Annotated in this window: 14 protein-coding genes; 3 read left to right on the top strand and 11 right to left on the bottom strand. The window is 63.7% G+C overall.

The window, feature by feature from the left end; genetic code table 11:
* Positions 1–69: 69 nt before the first annotated feature.
* The 3 genes from UNPA324_RS21405 to eno all read right to left on the bottom strand — a co-directional run bounded on the left by UNPA324_RS21405 (position 70) and on the right by eno (position 3,651).
* Positions 70–1,068 carry an MBL fold metallo-hydrolase gene (locus UNPA324_RS21405; protein WP_128948515.1) on the bottom strand — a complete coding sequence of 333 codons (999 nt, stop codon included), beginning with the start codon at positions 1,066–1,068 and terminating at the stop codon, positions 70–72.
* Between the two features lie 115 nt (positions 1,069–1,183).
* Positions 1,184–2,317, bottom strand: a complete 1,134-nt coding sequence (locus tag UNPA324_RS21410; protein ID WP_141935802.1) for a zinc-binding dehydrogenase — start codon at positions 2,315–2,317, stop codon at positions 1,184–1,186.
* Between the two features lie 50 nt (positions 2,318–2,367).
* Positions 2,368–3,651 carry a phosphopyruvate hydratase gene (gene eno / locus UNPA324_RS21415; RefSeq protein WP_128919383.1) on the bottom strand — a complete coding sequence of 428 codons (1,284 nt, stop codon included), beginning with the start codon at positions 3,649–3,651 and terminating at the stop codon, positions 2,368–2,370.
* 172 nt (positions 3,652–3,823) lie between these two features.
* Between eno and UNPA324_RS21420 the strand changes: the two genes are divergently transcribed.
* Positions 3,824–4,801 (top strand): Vgb family protein, encoded by a 978-nt coding sequence (locus UNPA324_RS21420; protein WP_141935804.1) that lies wholly within the window; start codon positions 3,824–3,826, stop codon positions 4,799–4,801.
* A 158-nt stretch (positions 4,802–4,959) separates the two neighbouring features.
* Positions 4,960–5,412, top strand: a complete 453-nt coding sequence (queF, locus tag UNPA324_RS21425; protein WP_181769466.1) for a preQ(1) synthase — start codon at positions 4,960–4,962, stop codon at positions 5,410–5,412.
* Positions 5,413–6,021: 609 nt separating this feature from the next.
* Here the strand turns inward: queF and acmB are convergent.
* Both acmB and UNPA324_RS21445 read right to left on the bottom strand, forming a co-directional pair.
* On the bottom strand, positions 6,022–7,215 hold the full coding sequence (acmB, locus tag UNPA324_RS21440) for a methyl acetate hydrolase AcmB (RefSeq protein WP_128919379.1): 1,194 nt from the start codon (positions 7,213–7,215) through the stop codon (positions 6,022–6,024).
* Between the two features lie 56 nt (positions 7,216–7,271).
* Entirely contained in the window at positions 7,272–8,912 is a 1,641-nt protein-coding gene (locus UNPA324_RS21445) for a flavin-containing monooxygenase (RefSeq protein WP_141935808.1), read from the bottom strand.
* A gap of 315 nt (positions 8,913–9,227) precedes the next feature.
* On the opposite strand from UNPA324_RS21445, the gene UNPA324_RS21450 reads away from it, so the two are divergent.
* Positions 9,228–10,115, top strand: a complete 888-nt coding sequence (locus UNPA324_RS21450) for a helix-turn-helix domain-containing protein (protein WP_141935810.1) — start codon at positions 9,228–9,230, stop codon at positions 10,113–10,115.
* Positions 10,116–10,167: 52 nt separating this feature from the next.
* Here the strand turns inward: UNPA324_RS21450 and UNPA324_RS21455 are convergent, their stop codons facing one another.
* From UNPA324_RS21455 to tpiA, 6 genes are all read right to left on the bottom strand, one after another.
* Positions 10,168–11,376 (bottom strand): MFS transporter, encoded by a 1,209-nt coding sequence (locus tag UNPA324_RS21455; RefSeq protein ID WP_141935811.1) that lies wholly within the window; start codon positions 11,374–11,376, stop codon positions 10,168–10,170.
* Positions 11,376–12,224, bottom strand: a complete 849-nt coding sequence (gene kdsA / locus UNPA324_RS21460) for a 3-deoxy-8-phosphooctulonate synthase (RefSeq protein WP_128919376.1) — start codon at positions 12,222–12,224, stop codon at positions 11,376–11,378. The genes UNPA324_RS21455 and kdsA overlap by 1 nt, the downstream gene beginning before the upstream one ends.
* A 117-nt stretch (positions 12,225–12,341) precedes the next feature.
* Positions 12,342–12,668, bottom strand: coding sequence for an NIPSNAP family protein (locus tag UNPA324_RS21465; protein WP_128919375.1), 327 nt, complete (start codon positions 12,666–12,668; stop codon positions 12,342–12,344).
* An 84-nt stretch (positions 12,669–12,752) separates the two neighbouring features.
* Complete coding sequence (pyrG, locus tag UNPA324_RS21470) at positions 12,753–14,384, bottom strand: CTP synthase (RefSeq protein ID WP_128919374.1); 1,632 nt, start codon at positions 14,382–14,384, stop codon at positions 12,753–12,755.
* Between the two features lie 166 nt (positions 14,385–14,550).
* Entirely contained in the window at positions 14,551–14,937 is a 387-nt protein-coding gene (gene secG, locus UNPA324_RS21475; protein WP_128919373.1) for a preprotein translocase subunit SecG, read from the bottom strand.
* 139 nt (positions 14,938–15,076) lie between these two features.
* Complete coding sequence (tpiA, locus tag UNPA324_RS21480; protein ID WP_141935813.1) at positions 15,077–15,832, bottom strand: triose-phosphate isomerase; 756 nt, start codon at positions 15,830–15,832, stop codon at positions 15,077–15,079.
* Between the last annotated feature and the right edge of the window lie 37 nt (positions 15,833–15,869).

Here is a 15,869-nt window from a genome sequence, read left to right on the forward strand (position 1 = left end):
CAGATGGTCGCCCAAAACAATCAGGCCGCCATGCGGCGGCCTGATCTCTGGCACAGACGTCCCACCCGGTCAGATCGTCGGATTCCAGGCCGACGGGATCAGGCGATATTTGGCGCCGTCCTTCTCGACGTGGCCGACCGACGGGAACGTGAAGTGGAAGCCGATCACGGTCGCTTTCTCCGCCGCCGCCATGTCGTAGAACTTGTGGCGCGTCTCCTGCGCCAGCGCGGCATCGTTGTCGAACATCACGTGCCAGTCGGGATTGCGCAGGAAGAATTCCGGAATGTTGGTGACGTCGGACTGGATCAGCACCTTGGCATCGCCCGATGCGACCGCGAACGAGGTGTGGCCCGGCGTATGGCCCGGCGTTGCGATCGAGGTGATGCCCGGCGCGACCTCCTTACCCCACTCGTATTTGGTGACCTTGGACTCCAGGCCGGCAAAGGTCTTCTTCACGTTGGCGAAGTAGTTCTTCATCATCGGATTGGACTCGGCCTTGGCCGCGTTGTCCTCGCTGGTCCAGAATTCCCAGTCCTTGCCCGGCACCATGATCTCCGCATTGGGGAACGCGAGCGCGCCGTCGGCAAGGCGAATGCCGTTGGTGTGATCGGGGTGCAGATGCGAGAGCAGCACGACGTCGATGTTCTTCGCCTCGACGCCTGCAGCCTGGAGGTTTTGCAGCGTGCGGCCGACCGCACCCTTGCTCGCCTCGAAATTCGCAATGCCGTTGCCGGTGTCGATCAGGACAAGCTTGGAGCCGGTATTGACGAGTTGCGGGTTGAACGGCACCGTGACCATGCCCTTCGGCATGTAGGCCGCCGCGCCCGCGGCCAGCGCTTCGTCCTTCGACAGATTGGCGACGAACTTGTCCGGCATCGGAAATGTGCGCGCGCCGTCGTTGATCGAGGTGCATTCGTAGCTGCCGACCTTGTAGCGATAGAAGCCGGGCGCCTGCATCCCCGCTTGCGGCACTGCGGCATTGATCATGGACGGGCGAAGCCCGGTCACGGCAGCCGCAGCGGCGGCAGCGGCGCCTGCGAGCAGATGACGACGATTGAAATCGGTCATGGAGAGGTCCCCTTCTGAGCCCTTGCGGTTTCCGCATTCAATAGCGGCGAAATAATCTCCCGCTTTGCTCAGAAGGCAAGACCTTCCTGCGGTGACGTGCCCTCGCACATCACGATTATTTATTTGGGTTGATGAGGAATTTTTCGCCGGTGGCGCGTTTGGCGTAGACGGCGATGTTGGCGGGATCGAGCGCCTCGGTCAGCGACACCACCTTGGTGTAGTGACTGGCGAAGGTGGTCTTGAGCTCGGACGCCACGCGCTGGCGCAAGCGGCTGATCTCGGCCGGACCGATCTTCTGGAGGAACGGCGTCAGCAGCCAACCACCGACGCCCCAGGTTAGTCCGAACGACCGGCTCAATTCGGTCGGACGGTTGTCCAGGCTGCCGTAGATGTAGACCTGCTTGTACACGTTGGAGCCATAGCGGCTGTATTCCTCCGCGGTCTTGTTGGCCGCAACTTCCATGGCGGTCAGGATCTGGCTGGCCAGCTTGCCGCCGCCGATGGCATCGAACGCGATCGTGGCGCCGGTCTCGACCAGCGCATTGGTAAGATCGTCCGTGAAGCTTGGTGCGCTGGAATCCACGACGTATTTGGCGCCGATCGTGTGCAGGATGTCGGCCTGCTCCTTGCTCCTGACGATGTTGACGAGGCCGATGCCGTCCTTGATGCAGACCTTGTTGAGCATCTGGCCGAGATTGGACGCAGCCGCGGTGTGCACGAGCGCCTTGTGGTTCTCCCGCCGCATCGTCTCGGTCATGCCGAGCGCGGTCAGCGGATTGACGAACCAGGACGCGCCGTCGGCCGCCGTGGTGCCCGCCGGCAGCTCCATGACGTCGCGCACTTTCAGCACGCGATATTGCGTGTACATCGCACCGCCGATCATCGACACGGTCTTGCCCATCAGGGCTTTCGCCGCGTCCGACGATCCGGCACCGATCACCGTGCCGGCCCCCTCGTTGCCGACCGGCAGCGATTGATCGAGCCGGGCCCCCATCATCCGCATCGCGGCCTCCGGCATCGTCGCGGTGATGACCGGCATCTCCTTGGTGCCGGAGGCCTTGGCGGCCGACATGTCGGCGGGCCCGATCAGGAGCCCGAGGTCGGAGGGGTTGATCGGGGTGGCCTCGACCCGAACCACGACCTCGTCGTCGGCCGGCTCCGGCGTCGGGACATTCACGAGGGACAATTCCAGCTCGCCGCTCTTCTTGAGCAGCGAACGCAGTTGCAGTCCGGTCCTGCCGTCGCTCATGTCGGTCCTCCCCTGTCTTCGTTTTTCGCGCCTCGCGCGGTGACGCTGGCTTATGCCAGCGCCTTCAGTGCCGCCTTGCCGCCGTAGAGCGCCTGCTTGCCGAGCTGCTGCTCGATGCGCAGGAGCTGGTTGTATTTGGCGGTGCGGTCGGAACGTGCAAGGGAGCCGGTCTTGATCTGACCGCAATTCGTGGCGACCGCGAGATCGGCGATGGTGGAATCCTCGGTCTCGCCGGAGCGATGCGACATCACCGAGGTGTAGCCGGCCTTGTGCGCCATCTCGACGGCGGCGAGCGTCTCGGTCAGCGTGCCGATCTGGTTGACCTTGATCAGGATCGAGTTGGCGCGGCCGGCCTTGATGCCGTCGGCGAGGCGCTTGACGTTGGTGACGAAGAGGTCGTCGCCGACCAGCTGGCACTTCTTGCCGACGAGGTCGGTGAGCTCCTTCCAGCCGTCCATGTCGTCTTCCGACATGCCGTCTTCAATCGTCACGATGGGATAGCGCGAGGCCAGGTCAGCAAGGTACTTGGCCTGCTCGGAGATCGAGCGGGCCTTGCCCTCGCCTTCATAGACGTACTTGCCGTCCCTGAAGAACTCGGTCGAGGCGCAGTCGAGGCCGAGCACGATGTCGCTTCCCGCCTTGAAGCCGGCCTTGCCGATCGCGTTCATGACGAAGTCGAGCGCGGCGTCGGCCGAGGGCAGGTTCGGGGCAAAGCCGCCCTCGTCGCCGACATTGGTGTTGTGGCCGGCCTTCTTCAATTCGGACTTCAGCGTGTGGAAGACTTCCGCGCCGTAGCGCAGACCCTCGGCGAAGGACGAGGCGCCGACGGGGAGGATCATGAATTCCTGGAAGTCGATCGGGTTGTCTGCGTGGACGCCGCCATTGATGATGTTCATCATCGGCACCGGCAACAGGCGCGCCGAGGTGCCGCCGACGTAACGATAGAGCGGCATGTCGAGCGAGTTCGCGGCCGCCTTGGCGCAAGCCAGCGAGACGCCGAGGATGGCGTTGGCGCCCAGCCGGCTCTTGTTCGCCGTGCCGTCCAGATCGATCATGATCTGGTCGATCTGGGCCTGCTGCTCGACATCGAGGCCGCTGAGGGCCTCGAAGATCTCGCCGTTGACGGCGCCGACCGCTTTGGTGACGCCCTTGCCGAGATAGCGGGCCTTGTCGCCGTCGCGCAGCTCGACGGCCTCATGGGCACCCGTAGACGCGCCGGAGGGCACGGCAGCGCGGCCGAGCGCGCCATCCTCCAGCACGACATCGACCTCGACGGTGGGATTGCCCCGGCTATCGAGGATTTCGCGGCCGATGATGTCGATAATGGCGGTCATGATGTGCACTTCCGTTCGTTAGGGCTGATCGGTGCCGCGGGTCTTACACGGGCCGCAAGCAAATGTGAACGCTTGGACGGCGGGCTTCGACTGACGCGTGAAGTCCCCAGGATTAGGTTTGAGGACCAGATCCGTGCGTCCATCCTCAATCCCAAACAGTCGGGGTAACGCCATGAATCGCCGCCAGTTTCTCGCCTCGAGCGCCGCCCTGCTGGCGGCCCGCCCAGGTTTTGCCCAGGAGAGCCCGTTCCGGACAAAATACTTCCAAATCAGTGCCGGCATCGGCCTGCACGATCTGGCCCCCGCCCCCGACGGCTCGGTCTGGTTCACGGCGCAGGGCAAGGGCCTGCTCGGCAGGCTCGATCCCCGCGATGGCCATTTCAAGACGGTCAGCCTCGGTCAGGGCGCGGCTCCGCATGGCGTGACCATCGGCCCCGACGGCGCGCCCTGGATCGCCGAGGGCGGCCAGAACGCCATCGCGCGGGTCGATCCGTCCGACCTCGCGGTCAAGCTGTTCCGCCTGCCCGAAAAGTTCGCTGCTGCCAATCTCAACACCGGCGTGTTCGACAAGGAAGGCACCTACTGGTTCACCGGCCAGTCCGGCTATTACGGCCGCCTCGCGCCGACGTCTGGCGACATGAAGGTGTTCAGGGCGCCCAAGGGCGTCGGCCCGTACGGCATCACGGTCACCCCCAAGGGCGATGTCTGGTACGCCTCGCTCGCCGGCAGCCATATCGCAAGGATCGACCGTGCGACCGGCAATGCCAGCATCGTCGAGCCACCGACCCCGGGCCAGGGCTCACGGCGCGTGTGGTCGGACTCGAAAAGCCGGATCTGGGTCAGCGAATGGAACAGCGGCCATGTCTCGGTGCACGATCCCGCCGATGGGTCGTGGAAGACGTGGAAGCTGCCGGGCGAGCGCCCCCGCCCCTACGCGGTCTATGTCGACGACAAGGACAAGGTCTGGCTGAGCGATTTCTCCGCCAACGCCATCGTCCGCTTCGATCCTTCGACCGAGACGTTCAACACGTTCGCCAGCGACAAGGCCAATGCCAATGTGCGCCAGCTCGACGGACGGGCGGGTGAGCTCTGGGGCTGCGAGTCCGGTAACGATCGCATTGTCATGATCCAGACGATCGCCGCCGGTTGACGGCCGCGGCATTTGCGTCCATCCCGGCATCCTCTAGAGCGCGATCTTATCGCGCTCTAGCCGTTTTTGACTGAGCATGATCTTTCGGAAAACCGGTGCCCACTTTGCGCTAACGCGGCCCTCCGGGTCCGGATCATGCTCCACAGGATGTGACGACGATGGCGAAGAAATCCCTCCAGCTCGGCCGTGCGGTCGAGTGGCCGCACACACCGGAAGACGCTCAGCTCGACCGCGTGCCCAATCCGCAAAAGGGCACCGACTATCTGGTGCGTTTCACCGTGCCGGAATTCACCTCGCTCTGTCCGGTCACGGGCCAACCGGATTTCGCGCATCTGATGATCGACTACGCGCCAGGTGCGTGGCTGCTGGAGTCGAAATCGCTCAAACTCTACATCGCGAGCTTCCGCAACCATGGTGCCTTCCACGAGGACTGTACCGTGATGATCGGCAAGCGCATCGCGAGCGAGATCAAGCCGAAATTCTTGCGCATCGGCGGCTATTGGTATCCGCGCGGCGGCATTCCGATCGACGTGTTCTGGCAGACCGGCCGCGTGCCGAAGGGCCTGTGGGTGCCGGAGCAAGGGGTTGCGCCCTATCGCGGACGCGGCTGAGGACGCGTGAATATCGAAGCGCGCGAACCTGGTCACGACTCGCGCCGCGCTACTTGGAGATGGATGACCTTTCCCAGGGACGTTTGCCGCTGGCATCTCTGTCCCATGGACGCGTGGTCGGCGCATTCTTGTCCTCGGCAGCCGCTTTCGCGCGGTCAGCTTGCACCTGCTCGCGATCCGTCACGGGTGGCTTGGGCTGTGCTTAGACGTCTGCGCGGCGACCGGAGCAATGGCGAGCAGCGCGGCGATCAGAAACTTTGTCATCCCTGGCTGTAGCACGCCGAAGGCATGGCGTCCGATTGAGTTGCAGGGGTCCGGCGCGCTTTCGTCAGGTACGCGCGTCGGAGGGTGCCCGCGGCTTGAGCAGCCGGGCACAGACAAGGCCGAGCACGACCATGACCGCGGCGCTGGCAAACAGGGTTGGAACCTTGCCGGCGTGCTGGAGCCCGAAGCCGTAGGCGAGCGGTCCCACGGTCTAAGGGCCTGTGGGTGCCCGAGCAAGGCGTCGCGCCGTATCGCGGGCGGGGTCAGGGCCTAGCTCGGTCACGTTTGACCATCGAGAGAAACGGCCTCGGTCGACAGCGACGAGGTCGCTCTCGCATCATGGTCCTAGCTCGCCAAGCGCTGCCTCAGGCTCTGGTAGAACGCCGTCTCGAAGTTCATATAGCCGATGAACGATGTCGGATCGCCGAAGGGCAGAATCTGGGTGGCCCAGAACCCGCCGACGTTGTTCTGCCGATCGATCCAGTAGAACAGGTTGGCCAGCCCGGCCCAGCCCAGCGCGCCGGCGGGACGTCCCGTCGGGGCTTCCTCATCGTTGACCATGAAGCTCAGCGCCCAGGATTTGGATTGGCCCGGAAAGAATTCCGCGTCGTTGCACAGCGACGGGATGACACCCGTGATCGGCGTTACCTTCCTGTCGCCCAGATGGTTCTTCTCCGCCATCCGCACGGTTTCGGCTTTCAGCACGCGCCCGTGCTCGCCAGCCCCGTCATTCAGCCACATGCGGATGAAACGCATGTAGTCGCCGACCGTGCCGTACAGGCCGTGGCCGCCCATATGGACTTCGGGCTTTGCCGGAAGCTCGAAATCCATCGGCGTCAGCGACCCGTCGGCGTTTCGCGCGTGGATGCCGGCCAGTTTCTGGCGCATCGCGTCGGTCAGCTCGAAGGTCATGTCCTTGATCCCGAGCGGTTCGAAGATGCGCGTCTTGAAGACTTCACCGAGTCGCTTGCCCGTGATGGCCTCGACGATCTGGCCGCACCAGTCGAGATTTGTCCCATAGTCCCAGCGCTCGCCGGGATCGAACAGCAGCGGGGTCATCAGGCAGGCCTTGGTCGCGGTGATCACGTTGGGCTGCCCCTTCTCCTGGGCCAGTCGGTTATAGGTGTGGTTGATGAAATCGTAGCTCAGGCCCGCCGTGTGGGTCATCAGCATGCGCGTGGTAATATCGCGCTTCGGTGCACGCAGGATTGGCTCACCCGCCGCATCGAAGCCCTCGATCACCTGCAGCTCTCCGATCTCGTTCGCGTAGCGCTTCGCGGGCGCATCGAGATCGAGCTTGCCCTCCTCGACGAGTTGCAGAACGGCCGTGCCGGTAATCGCCTTGGTCGTGGAGAAAATGGCAAAGACGCTGTCGGTGGTCATGTCCGCCGTCTGATCGAGACGGCGTTTGCCGGCCGCGCCTTCATAGATGTTGCGCCGGCGGTCCGTCACCATTGCAACAACGCCGGGCACGCGCGGTGTGGATGTGACGACGCCGTCGAGAACGGCATCTGCCGTCGCGCCAAAATTCATGATCATGATCTTCCTTCCCGTGCTGGATTGATTGATGTGGTCGATGCTCGCGTGGCGAGCGCTCATTGCATCGCGAAGCCCTCGTAACCGTTCATCGCGACCTCGTCGCACTTCTGCCGATACGCGCCGACGCCGCCGCAATACGACAGGACACGGCGCGGCTTGCCTTCGACGTTCGAGCCCAGGTACCAGGAATTGGTTTTCGCGATCAGCGTCGCGTTCGCGATCTCGTCGTGATGGGCCACCCAGCCGTCCTGGGCGTCCTTTGTCGGCTCGACCACCTTCAGATCCTTGCTGCGCATGTACTTGATGCAGTCATCGATCCATTCGACCTGCTGCTGCAGGCACGTGGTCATGTTGCACAGCGCGGCCGACGGAGCGAGCGGAACGGCGGTCGTGAACAGGTTGGGATAGCCGTGCACCTGCAGGCCCATCGTGGTGCGGATGTCCCTGCCCCAGTCCTCCCTCAGCGATCGGCCGCCGCGGCCCCTGATATCGATGCGCGTCAAGGCACCGGTGCCGGCGTCGAAGCCGGTTGCAAGGATAATGACATCCAGCTCATGGACCGTACCGTCAGCGGTCTGAATACCCGTGGGCGTTACGCGATCGATCGGATTGCTCTTGACGCTGACGATCTCGACGTTGAGACGATGGAAGACCTCGAGGAAGTTCTGCTCGAGGGGTACACGGTGCGTTCCGAACCCATATTCGGCGGGAATCAACGCTTCGCACAGTTTCGGATCCCCGAGCCGCTCGCGCATCTTCCCGCGCACGAATGCGGAGATCTCGGCATTGACCTCCGGGTCGAAGAACAGCTCGGCGAACGAGGATATCCATAGCTTCAGGGAACCGTCATTCCAGCAAGCCTCGATGACCGCGCGGCGGCGCTCCGGCGTGAGGTCTGCCCAGGCGTGCTCGAAGTCGTATTCAAAGCCGGTGAAGGTGCGCGGCAGGCGTTCGGTGAGCGACTTGAATCTCGCCTTGTAGTCCTCGACATCCGCGGCTCCAAATTTCGGATTCTTCATCGGGATGATGTATTGCGGCGTGCGGATGAACACCTTGAGATGGCCGACATCGCCGGCGATCGTCTGGATGACCTGGATGCCGGTCGCACCGTTGCCGATAACTCCGACGCGCTTGCCTGCGAGATCGACAGGCTGCTTCGGCCAGCGCGCCGTATGGAACAACTGCCCCTTGAAAGTCTCCTGCCCCGGAAACGAAACGTAGGGAGCCGACAGCATGCCGCAGCAGGTGACTAGAAACTGGGTGTCGATCACGTCGCCCCGGTCGGTCGTGACCAGCCAGCGCTGCGTGGCCTCGTTGAAATGCGCGCTCTCGACCGTCGTGCTGAACTGGATGTCCTTGCGCAGATCGAGACGGTCGGCGACGTAATTCATCCAGCGTTCGATTTCGGGCTGGCCCGGAAACTTCTCGCTCCAGCTCCAACCCTTGTAGAGCTCCTCTGAGAAGAGATACTGATAGATGTAGGCCTCGGAGTCGAAGCGCGCGCCGGGATATCGATTCCAATACCAGGTGCCCCCGACGCCCGACGCGGCGTCGATCCCCCTGACGCTCAATCCCTGCTCGCGCAGACGATAGAGTTGGTAGAGCCCGGCGACGCCGGCTCCGACAATCACGGCATCGAGCCTCGCGGTTCCATGCGAACCGTTGCTTCCGTTGGATTTGGTCAGCGCTTCCGCCATTTTTTCCTCCTCGATGGTTTTGAGTGCGCACGACCTTCCCCACCCGTCATACGATCGGATGGTGGTGCAGCGCGTCATTGTTGATCCCGTCAGTACGGGATTGGGGGAAAGCTATGAGTATTCCGGCGGCTGGAGCTTGAACAAATCGGACAATTCTTTGAACGAAGCCGCACGCTCTCTTGCCGGTACTGCAGTTCGGCAACACGGCTCGCTTGGCAAATGGCAAAACCGGCTTATGCTCGTCTCCGCCGTTCGGCCAATGAGAAGCAGAAGCGGTCAACCGCGCCTTAGAATTCGGGGAAGGAGTCTCGCGCGATGGGCCAATTCATCACGGTCGAGGAGCTGCCACGCTACGCTCCCGGCCAATTGATGCTGGACAGTTCCGCGGTGGGCAAAACTGACTTTCGGCTGCGCGTCTTCCGCTATGCGCCGTCCGACATTTGGGTGCCGCCGTCGGAGAACTTCCTGATCGTCGTCTATCGCGAAGGCACAACGTCGATGAACCGCCGTGTGACCGGCGCCTGGAAGCAGGATCACGTTGGACGTGGTGTCACAACCCTGCTGACACGTGCGGAGCCTTCGAACTGGCGCTGGAGCAATGACCTCGAAGTCAGCCATTTCTACATCTCGCCGAGCCTGATGACGAAGACCGCGAGCGAGGCATTCGACCGCGACTCAGGAAGCGTCGAACTCCACGATCTGCTCAGAATCGAAGATCCGGTGCTGACCTGGATCGGCGACCGGATGGTGCAGGAAGTGTCCGAAGGCGGTCCGGGCGGCCGGCTCTGCTACGATGCGCTGGCGCTTCAGGCGAGCGTGCACATCTTGCGAAAATATGCCTCGGTGGAATTCAAGCTGCCCTGTCCGCAGGGGCGCTTCAGGCCAGCCCATGCAAGGCTGATCGAGGACTATGTCGAACAGAACATCTCCAGGAACATCACGCTCGAGGAGCTGGCCAATATCTGCAACTGCTCGCCGGTGCAGTTCGCGCGCAAGTTCCAGGTGCACTATGGCATGCGGCCGCATGCCTATGTCCTGAGCCGCAAGGTGGAGCGCGCCCGCCAACATCTGCGCAAGGATCGGCTCGCGTTGAAGGAAATTGCGCTCTTGAGCGGATTTTCCGATCAAAGCCATCTCAATCGGATTTTCCGCAGACACATGAACGTCACGCCGGCCGAGTATCGCAAGAACTGCGTGAGCTAGCCTCCTCCACCGAGTCCAGCGATCCAACCGGACTGCATCGTATCGCCGTCCGTCAGGTGCGCGCGTCGGAGGGTGCCCGCGGCTTGAGCAGCCGGGCACAGACAAGGCCCAGCACGACCATGACCGCCGCGCTGGCAAACAGGGTCGGGAGCTTGCCAGCGTGTTCGAGCCCGAAGCCGTAGGCGAGCGGTCCCACGGTCTGCCCCATGAAGAAGAAGAACGAATGCAGCGACAGCGCCGTCGCCCGCGCCCCAATCGAGAGTTCGCTTGCGAACACCTGAAGACAGCCATGGGCAATATAGAATCCCCAGCCCATGACGACGAGGTTCAGCGCCTGAATCTCCCAGCGCGGGCCGAAGGCCACGGCGACGAGCTGCGAGGCGACCAGCGTCATGCCGGCGATCATCATTCCCTTCACGCCGAGCCACGGCAGCAGGCGCGACACCGTCAGCGTGTAGAACAGGCCGCCGACCGCAAAGCCTGCGATGACCACACCGGCGATCGAGAGCGAGGTCTGGCCGAGCTCGAACAGAAATGAGGCGATGTAGGGAAACAGGCCGAGCACGCAGCAGCCTTCGATGAACACCGCCGAATAACAAACATAGGCATTCGGGTTGGTGAAGATGGTGCGATAGCCGGCCTTCAGCGCCGACAGGCTCGTCTTCGGCGGGTGCTTGACCTTGGCGCCACGAAAGCCGGCCGCGACCGCAATCGACGCCACGATCACGAGCCCCCCGAGCACCGCCAGCACACCGCGCCAGCCGAGGAAATCGCCGATCAGACCTGAAGCCGAGGCGCCGAGCAGATTGCCGGTCATGGCCCCCGCAAGCGTGCGGCTGATCGCAACCTGGCGCTTCTCGGGCCCGACGAGGTCGCTGGTCAGGCTGAGCGCCACCGGAAACACGCCGCCCGAGCCGATGCCGGCGAGGATGCGGGTCGCGAACAGAACCGAGAACGAGGACGAGAGCGCGCCCAGGATGTTGGCGAGGCCGAGCAGCGCGAGGCAGCCGATCATCAGCCGCGTCTTGCCGAACAGATCGGCGGCGGCGCCGACGATGGGCTGGATGATCGAGAAGGTGAAGGCGAACACTGCGGCAAAGCCCGCGGCGGTGGCGATGCTGACGCCGAAATCCTCGGCGACGTGCGGCAGCACCGGATCGAGCGCGCGCGCCGACAATGCTGCGGCGAAGCTTGCCCCTGAGATGACATAGAGCGCCGTCGGCAAGCCGTGATCGTGCGGCCGCAGCTCGCCTTGCTGCATCAGCGCGGATTCTTTGCCAGCGCGTCGAACGCCATCAGCCTGGCGATCAGCCCTTCGAACTCGCGCAGCGGCACCATATTGGGCCCGTCGGAGGGGGCGCGATCAGGATCGGGATGGGTCTCGATGAAGACGCCGGCGACGCCGACCGCAACTGCAGCACGCGCGAGCACCGGCACGAATTCGCGCTCGCCACCCGACGAGGTCCCCTTCCCGCCCGGCTGCTGCACCGAATGGGTGGCGTCGAAGATGACGGGCGCGCCGGTGGTGCGCGCCAGGATCGGCAGCGCGCGCATGTCGGAGACCAGCGTGTTGTAGCCGAAGGACGCTCCGCGCTCGGTGACGAGCACGTTGGGATTGTCAGCGCTGGTAATCTTGGTGACGACATTCGCCATGTCCCAGGGCGCGAGGAACTGGCCCTTCTTGACGTTGACGACCTTGCCGGTCGCAGCCGCAGCCAGCAGCAGATCGGTCTGCCGGCACAGGAAGGCGGGTATCTGCAGGATGTCCACCGCCTGCGCGACCTCGGCGCATTGCGTGGCCTCATGCACGTCGGTCAGCACAGGCAGGCCGAGTGAGGCGCGGATTTCGGCGAAGATCGGCAGCGACTGCGAAAGACCCAGCCCGCGCGCCGCCGACGCGCTGGTGCGGTTGGCCTTGTCGAACGAGGTCTTGTAGACGAGGCCGATGTTCAGCCGCGCCGCGATCTCCTTCAGCGCCGAGGCAACCTCCAGCGCATGCTGGCGGCTTTCGAGCTGGCAGGGTCCGGCAATGACCGAGATCGGCAGGTCATTGCCGAATTTGACGCTGCCAATGGTGACGACCGGCGCCGCTGAATGCGAAGAGCTCAAGGCAAATCCCTCGTTTCGGCGCGACCATAGCCGCGATAAGGGTCGGATCAACCCTATTCGGTCCGGGCCGTCAGAATATCAGGGTTGCGCTGGGGTTCCCCGCTGCGGCGGGAATCGCTACTTCACCGCCGAGAACGCCGTTGGCGTCAGGATTTGGCTGACGATATTGGCGACGATCTGACCGTCGGCTTCGCTCTCGGCGCGGGCCTTCATCCAGTCCGGATCGGTCGCGAACGCGCCCCACTTCTTCTCGCGCTCGGCGAGCGAGTCCCAGGCCAGGAAATAGGTCAGGTCCTGATTGGATTCGCCGATCAGCGTCGTGAAGAACCCGGCCTGCTTGATGCCGTGCTTCTCCCAGATTTTCAGCGTGGCGGTCTCGAACCGCTTCAAGAGCGCCGGCAGCCGGCCGGGCAAGCAGCGATAGACGCGCATTTCGTAGATCATCGGAGTTCACTCCATGCATTGTTGTTCTTGCGGCGGGGGAGTTGTCGCAACAAATTGCGCGCCCTTCAAAGGCGGGCGAGCCGACTACACCAGCCGGCTCTGCACCATCGCCGCCTGAATGAACGAGGCGAACAGGGGATGCGGCTCGAACGGCCGCGACTTCAGCTCGGGGTGGAACTGGACGCCGATGAACCAGGGGTGATCCTCGTATTCGACGATCTCCGGCAGCACGCCATCGGGCGAGAGCCCTGAGAATTTCAGGCCGTGCTGCTCGAGACGATCCTTGTAGGCGGTGTTGACCTCGTAGCGATGGCGGTGGCGCTCGGAGATCTCGGTGGCGCCGCCATAGACCTGGGAGACACGGCTGCCGCGGCTCAGCGCCGCAGGGTATGCGCCAAGCCGCATCGTGCCGCCGAGGTCGCCGGCCTGCGAACGCTTCTCGAGCTCGTTGCCGCGCAGCCATTCCGTCATCAGGCCGACCAAGGGCTCCTTGGTCGGGCCGAACTCCGTGGAATTGGCGTCCTCGATACCGACGAGGTTTCGCGCGGCCTCGATCACCGCCATCTGCATGCCGAAGCAGATGCCGAAATACGGCACGTCGCGCTCGCGCGCGAACTGCGCTGCCTTGATCTTGCCTTCCGCGCCGCGCTGGCCAAATCCACCGGGGACCAGGATGCCGTTGACGTGCTCGAGGAACGGCGCGGGATCTTCCTTCTCGAAGATCTCGCTCTCGATCCAGTCGAGATTGACCTTCACCTTGTTGGCGATGCCGCCATGCGAGAGCGCCTCGATCAGCGACTTATACGCATCCTTCATGCCGGTGTATTTGCCGACGATGGCGATGGTGACGTTGCCTTCGGGATTGCGGACGCGCTCGTTGATCTCTTGCCAGCTGCGCAGCTCCGGCGGAATCCGCGAGCCGATGCCGAAGGCGGCGAGCACTTCGTCGTCGAGGCCCGCGTTGTGATAGGCCTCAGGCACGGCATAGATGTTGTCGACGTCGCGCGCCTCGATCACGGCGCTTTCGCGCACGTTGCAGAACAGCCCTAACTTGCGCCGCTCCTCCTTCGGGATCTCGCGGTCGGTACGGCAGAGCAGGATGTCCGGCTGAATGCCGATGGAGCGCAGCTCCTTCACCGAGTGCTGCGTCGGCTTGGTCTTCAATTCACCGGCGCTCGGAATATAGGGCAGCAGCGTCAGATGGATGTAGACGGCGTGATCGCGCGGCAGCTCGTTCTTGAGCTGGCGGATCGCCTCGAAGAACGGCAGGCCCTCGATGTCGCCGACGGTGCCGCCGATCTCGACCAGCACGAAATCGTAGTCATCGTTGCCGGAGAGGACGAATTCCTTGATGGCGTTGGTGACGTGCGGAACCACCTGGATGGTCGCGCCGAGATAATCGCCGCGGCGTTCCTTGGAGATGATGTCCTGATAGATGCGCCCCGTCGTGATGTTGTCTTGCTTCGTCGCCGGTCGGCCGGTGAATCGCTCGTAGTGACCGAGATCGAGATCGGTCTCCGCGCCGTCATCGGTCACGAACACTTCGCCGTGCTGATACGGCGACATCGTTCCGGGATCGAGATTGAGATAGGGGTCGAGCTTGCGGAGGCGGACCTTGTAGCCCCGGGCTTGCAACAGCGCACCGAGTGCCGCTGAAGCCAGACCCTTGCCGAGCGAAGAAACCACGCCGCCGGTGATGAATATGTACCGCGCCATGGGACTTAACCTCTAATCCCTCGAATTCGATTCGCCAAAGCGATTCGTATTCCGCCCCAAAGATTTTGCGGGCCTGTGGGTGAGCCAAAACTAAGAGTGGTGACAGTGCCTTGATGGGGATTGTTGATGCAGGACGGTAGCAGCCGCCCTGCATGGCCCCCCTGCTTTATTGCGAACGCGGCACCTGCGGGCCGGTCGGGGCCGGGGCCTGCTGCTGCTCGTCGGCCTTCTTGAGCGAATCCAGGATGCCGCCCGAGGTCGGCGGCGCGATCGGCGATCCGCCGGCCGGCTGGCCCTGCGACGCCGGGGTGCCGATGATCGACGACGGTGCGCGGCTGTAGCCCGCGTGCCATGACAGGAACAGGCTGGTGAGGAAGAAGAGCCCAGCCAGGATCGCGGTGGTCCGCGTCAGGAGATTCGCGGTGCCTCGGCTCGACATGAAGCCCGCGCCGCCACCCATGCCGAGGCCGCCGCCTTCCGACTTCTGGAGCAGGACGGCGCCGATCATCACAGTGACGATCATGAGGTGAATGACGATGACAACGGTCTGCATAGTGCCCTTCCGTCACAAGCGGGCGGCGCCTGACGGCGGCCGATCGCGCTTCGCGGGTTTTCCTGAAGTTGCGCGGTGTTACACGATCGGAGGGGGTATTGCCACCCCCGATCGGGCCGGTCCCGCGGTTTGGACTTAGCTAGGGGCAGCCCTTGGCAATGGCAAGGAAATCAGCCGCCTTCAGGCTGGCGCCGCCAACAAGCGCCCCGTTGACGTTCTTGACCGCCATCAGCTCGGCCGCATTCGAAGGCTTGACCGAGCCGCCGTAGAGGATGCGCGTCCTGGCACCGTCGGCCTTGAACCTGATGGTCAGGAGCTCCCGGATAAACCCATGAATCTGCTCGACATCCTTGACCGTGGGGGTCAGGCCGGTGCCGATGGCCCAGACCGGCTCATAGGCCACGACGAGATTCGCGGCGGTCGAGCCATCCGGCAACGAGCCCACGAGTTGCCCGCGCAGAATGTCCAGGGTCTGACCGGCGTCGCGCTGGCCTTGCGTCTCGCCGATGCAGACGATCGCTGTCGCCCCGGCGCGCCAGGCGGCTTCCGCCTTCTGGCGGATCAGGCCATCGCCCTCGCCGTGGTCGGCGCGACGCTCAGAATGGCCAACGATGATGGCGCTCGCCCCGGCATCCACCAGCATTTCGGCGGAGATATCGCCGGTATGCGCGCCGGAGGCCTTGGGATGGCAATCCTGAGCCCCGACCGCGACCGTCTTGCCGCGCACCTTCTCGGCAAAGCCTGCGATCAGGGTCACCGGCGGGCAGACCAGCAGGTCGGCCTTTGCGGCCACATCTGCCGCACCGTTGAGCATGGCGTCGAACTCGGCAGCCTGGGCCTTCAGCCCGTTCATTTTCCAATTGCCGGCGATCAGGGGGCGGATGGCGTCGGTCATGTCGATTCCCAGCAGAATGAGGTTTGTGCATGCGCTA

The sequence above is a fragment of the Bradyrhizobium sp. UNPA324 genome, assembly GCF_006658635.1.
Classification (GTDB): domain Bacteria; phylum Pseudomonadota; class Alphaproteobacteria; order Rhizobiales; family Xanthobacteraceae; genus Bradyrhizobium; species Bradyrhizobium nanningense.

Coding starts and splice junctions, on each gene's coding strand:
- UNPA324_RS21465 (WP_128919375.1), bottom strand. CDS start 12,668: ATGATCTACGAAATGCGCGTCTATCGCTGCTTGCCCGGCCGGCTGCCG.
- secG (WP_128919373.1), bottom strand. CDS start 14,937: ATGCAGACCGTTGTCATCGTCATTCACCTCATGATCGTCACTGTGATG.
- UNPA324_RS21405 (WP_128948515.1), bottom strand. CDS start 1,068: ATGACCGATTTCAATCGTCGTCATCTGCTCGCAGGCGCCGCTGCCGCC.
- UNPA324_RS21410 (WP_141935802.1), bottom strand. CDS start 2,317: ATGAGCGACGGCAGGACCGGACTGCAACTGCGTTCGCTGCTCAAGAAG.
- queF (WP_181769466.1), top strand. CDS start 4,960: ATGGCGAAGAAATCCCTCCAGCTCGGCCGTGCGGTCGAGTGGCCGCAC.
- tpiA (WP_141935813.1), bottom strand. CDS start 15,832: ATGACCGACGCCATCCGCCCCCTGATCGCCGGCAATTGGAAAATGAAC.
- eno (WP_128919383.1), bottom strand. CDS start 3,651: ATGACCGCCATTATCGACATCATCGGCCGCGAAATCCTCGATAGCCGG.
- UNPA324_RS21445 (WP_141935808.1), bottom strand. CDS start 8,912: ATGGCGGAAGCGCTGACCAAATCCAACGGAAGCAACGGTTCGCATGGA.
- pyrG (WP_128919374.1), bottom strand. CDS start 14,384: ATGGCGCGGTACATATTCATCACCGGCGGCGTGGTTTCTTCGCTCGGC.
- UNPA324_RS21455 (WP_141935811.1), bottom strand. CDS start 11,376: ATGCAGCAAGGCGAGCTGCGGCCGCACGATCACGGCTTGCCGACGGCG.
- UNPA324_RS21450 (WP_141935810.1), top strand. CDS start 9,228: ATGGGCCAATTCATCACGGTCGAGGAGCTGCCACGCTACGCTCCCGGC.
- UNPA324_RS21420 (WP_141935804.1), top strand. CDS start 3,824: ATGAATCGCCGCCAGTTTCTCGCCTCGAGCGCCGCCCTGCTGGCGGCC.
- acmB (WP_128919379.1), bottom strand. CDS start 7,215: ATGATCATGAATTTTGGCGCGACGGCAGATGCCGTTCTCGACGGCGTC.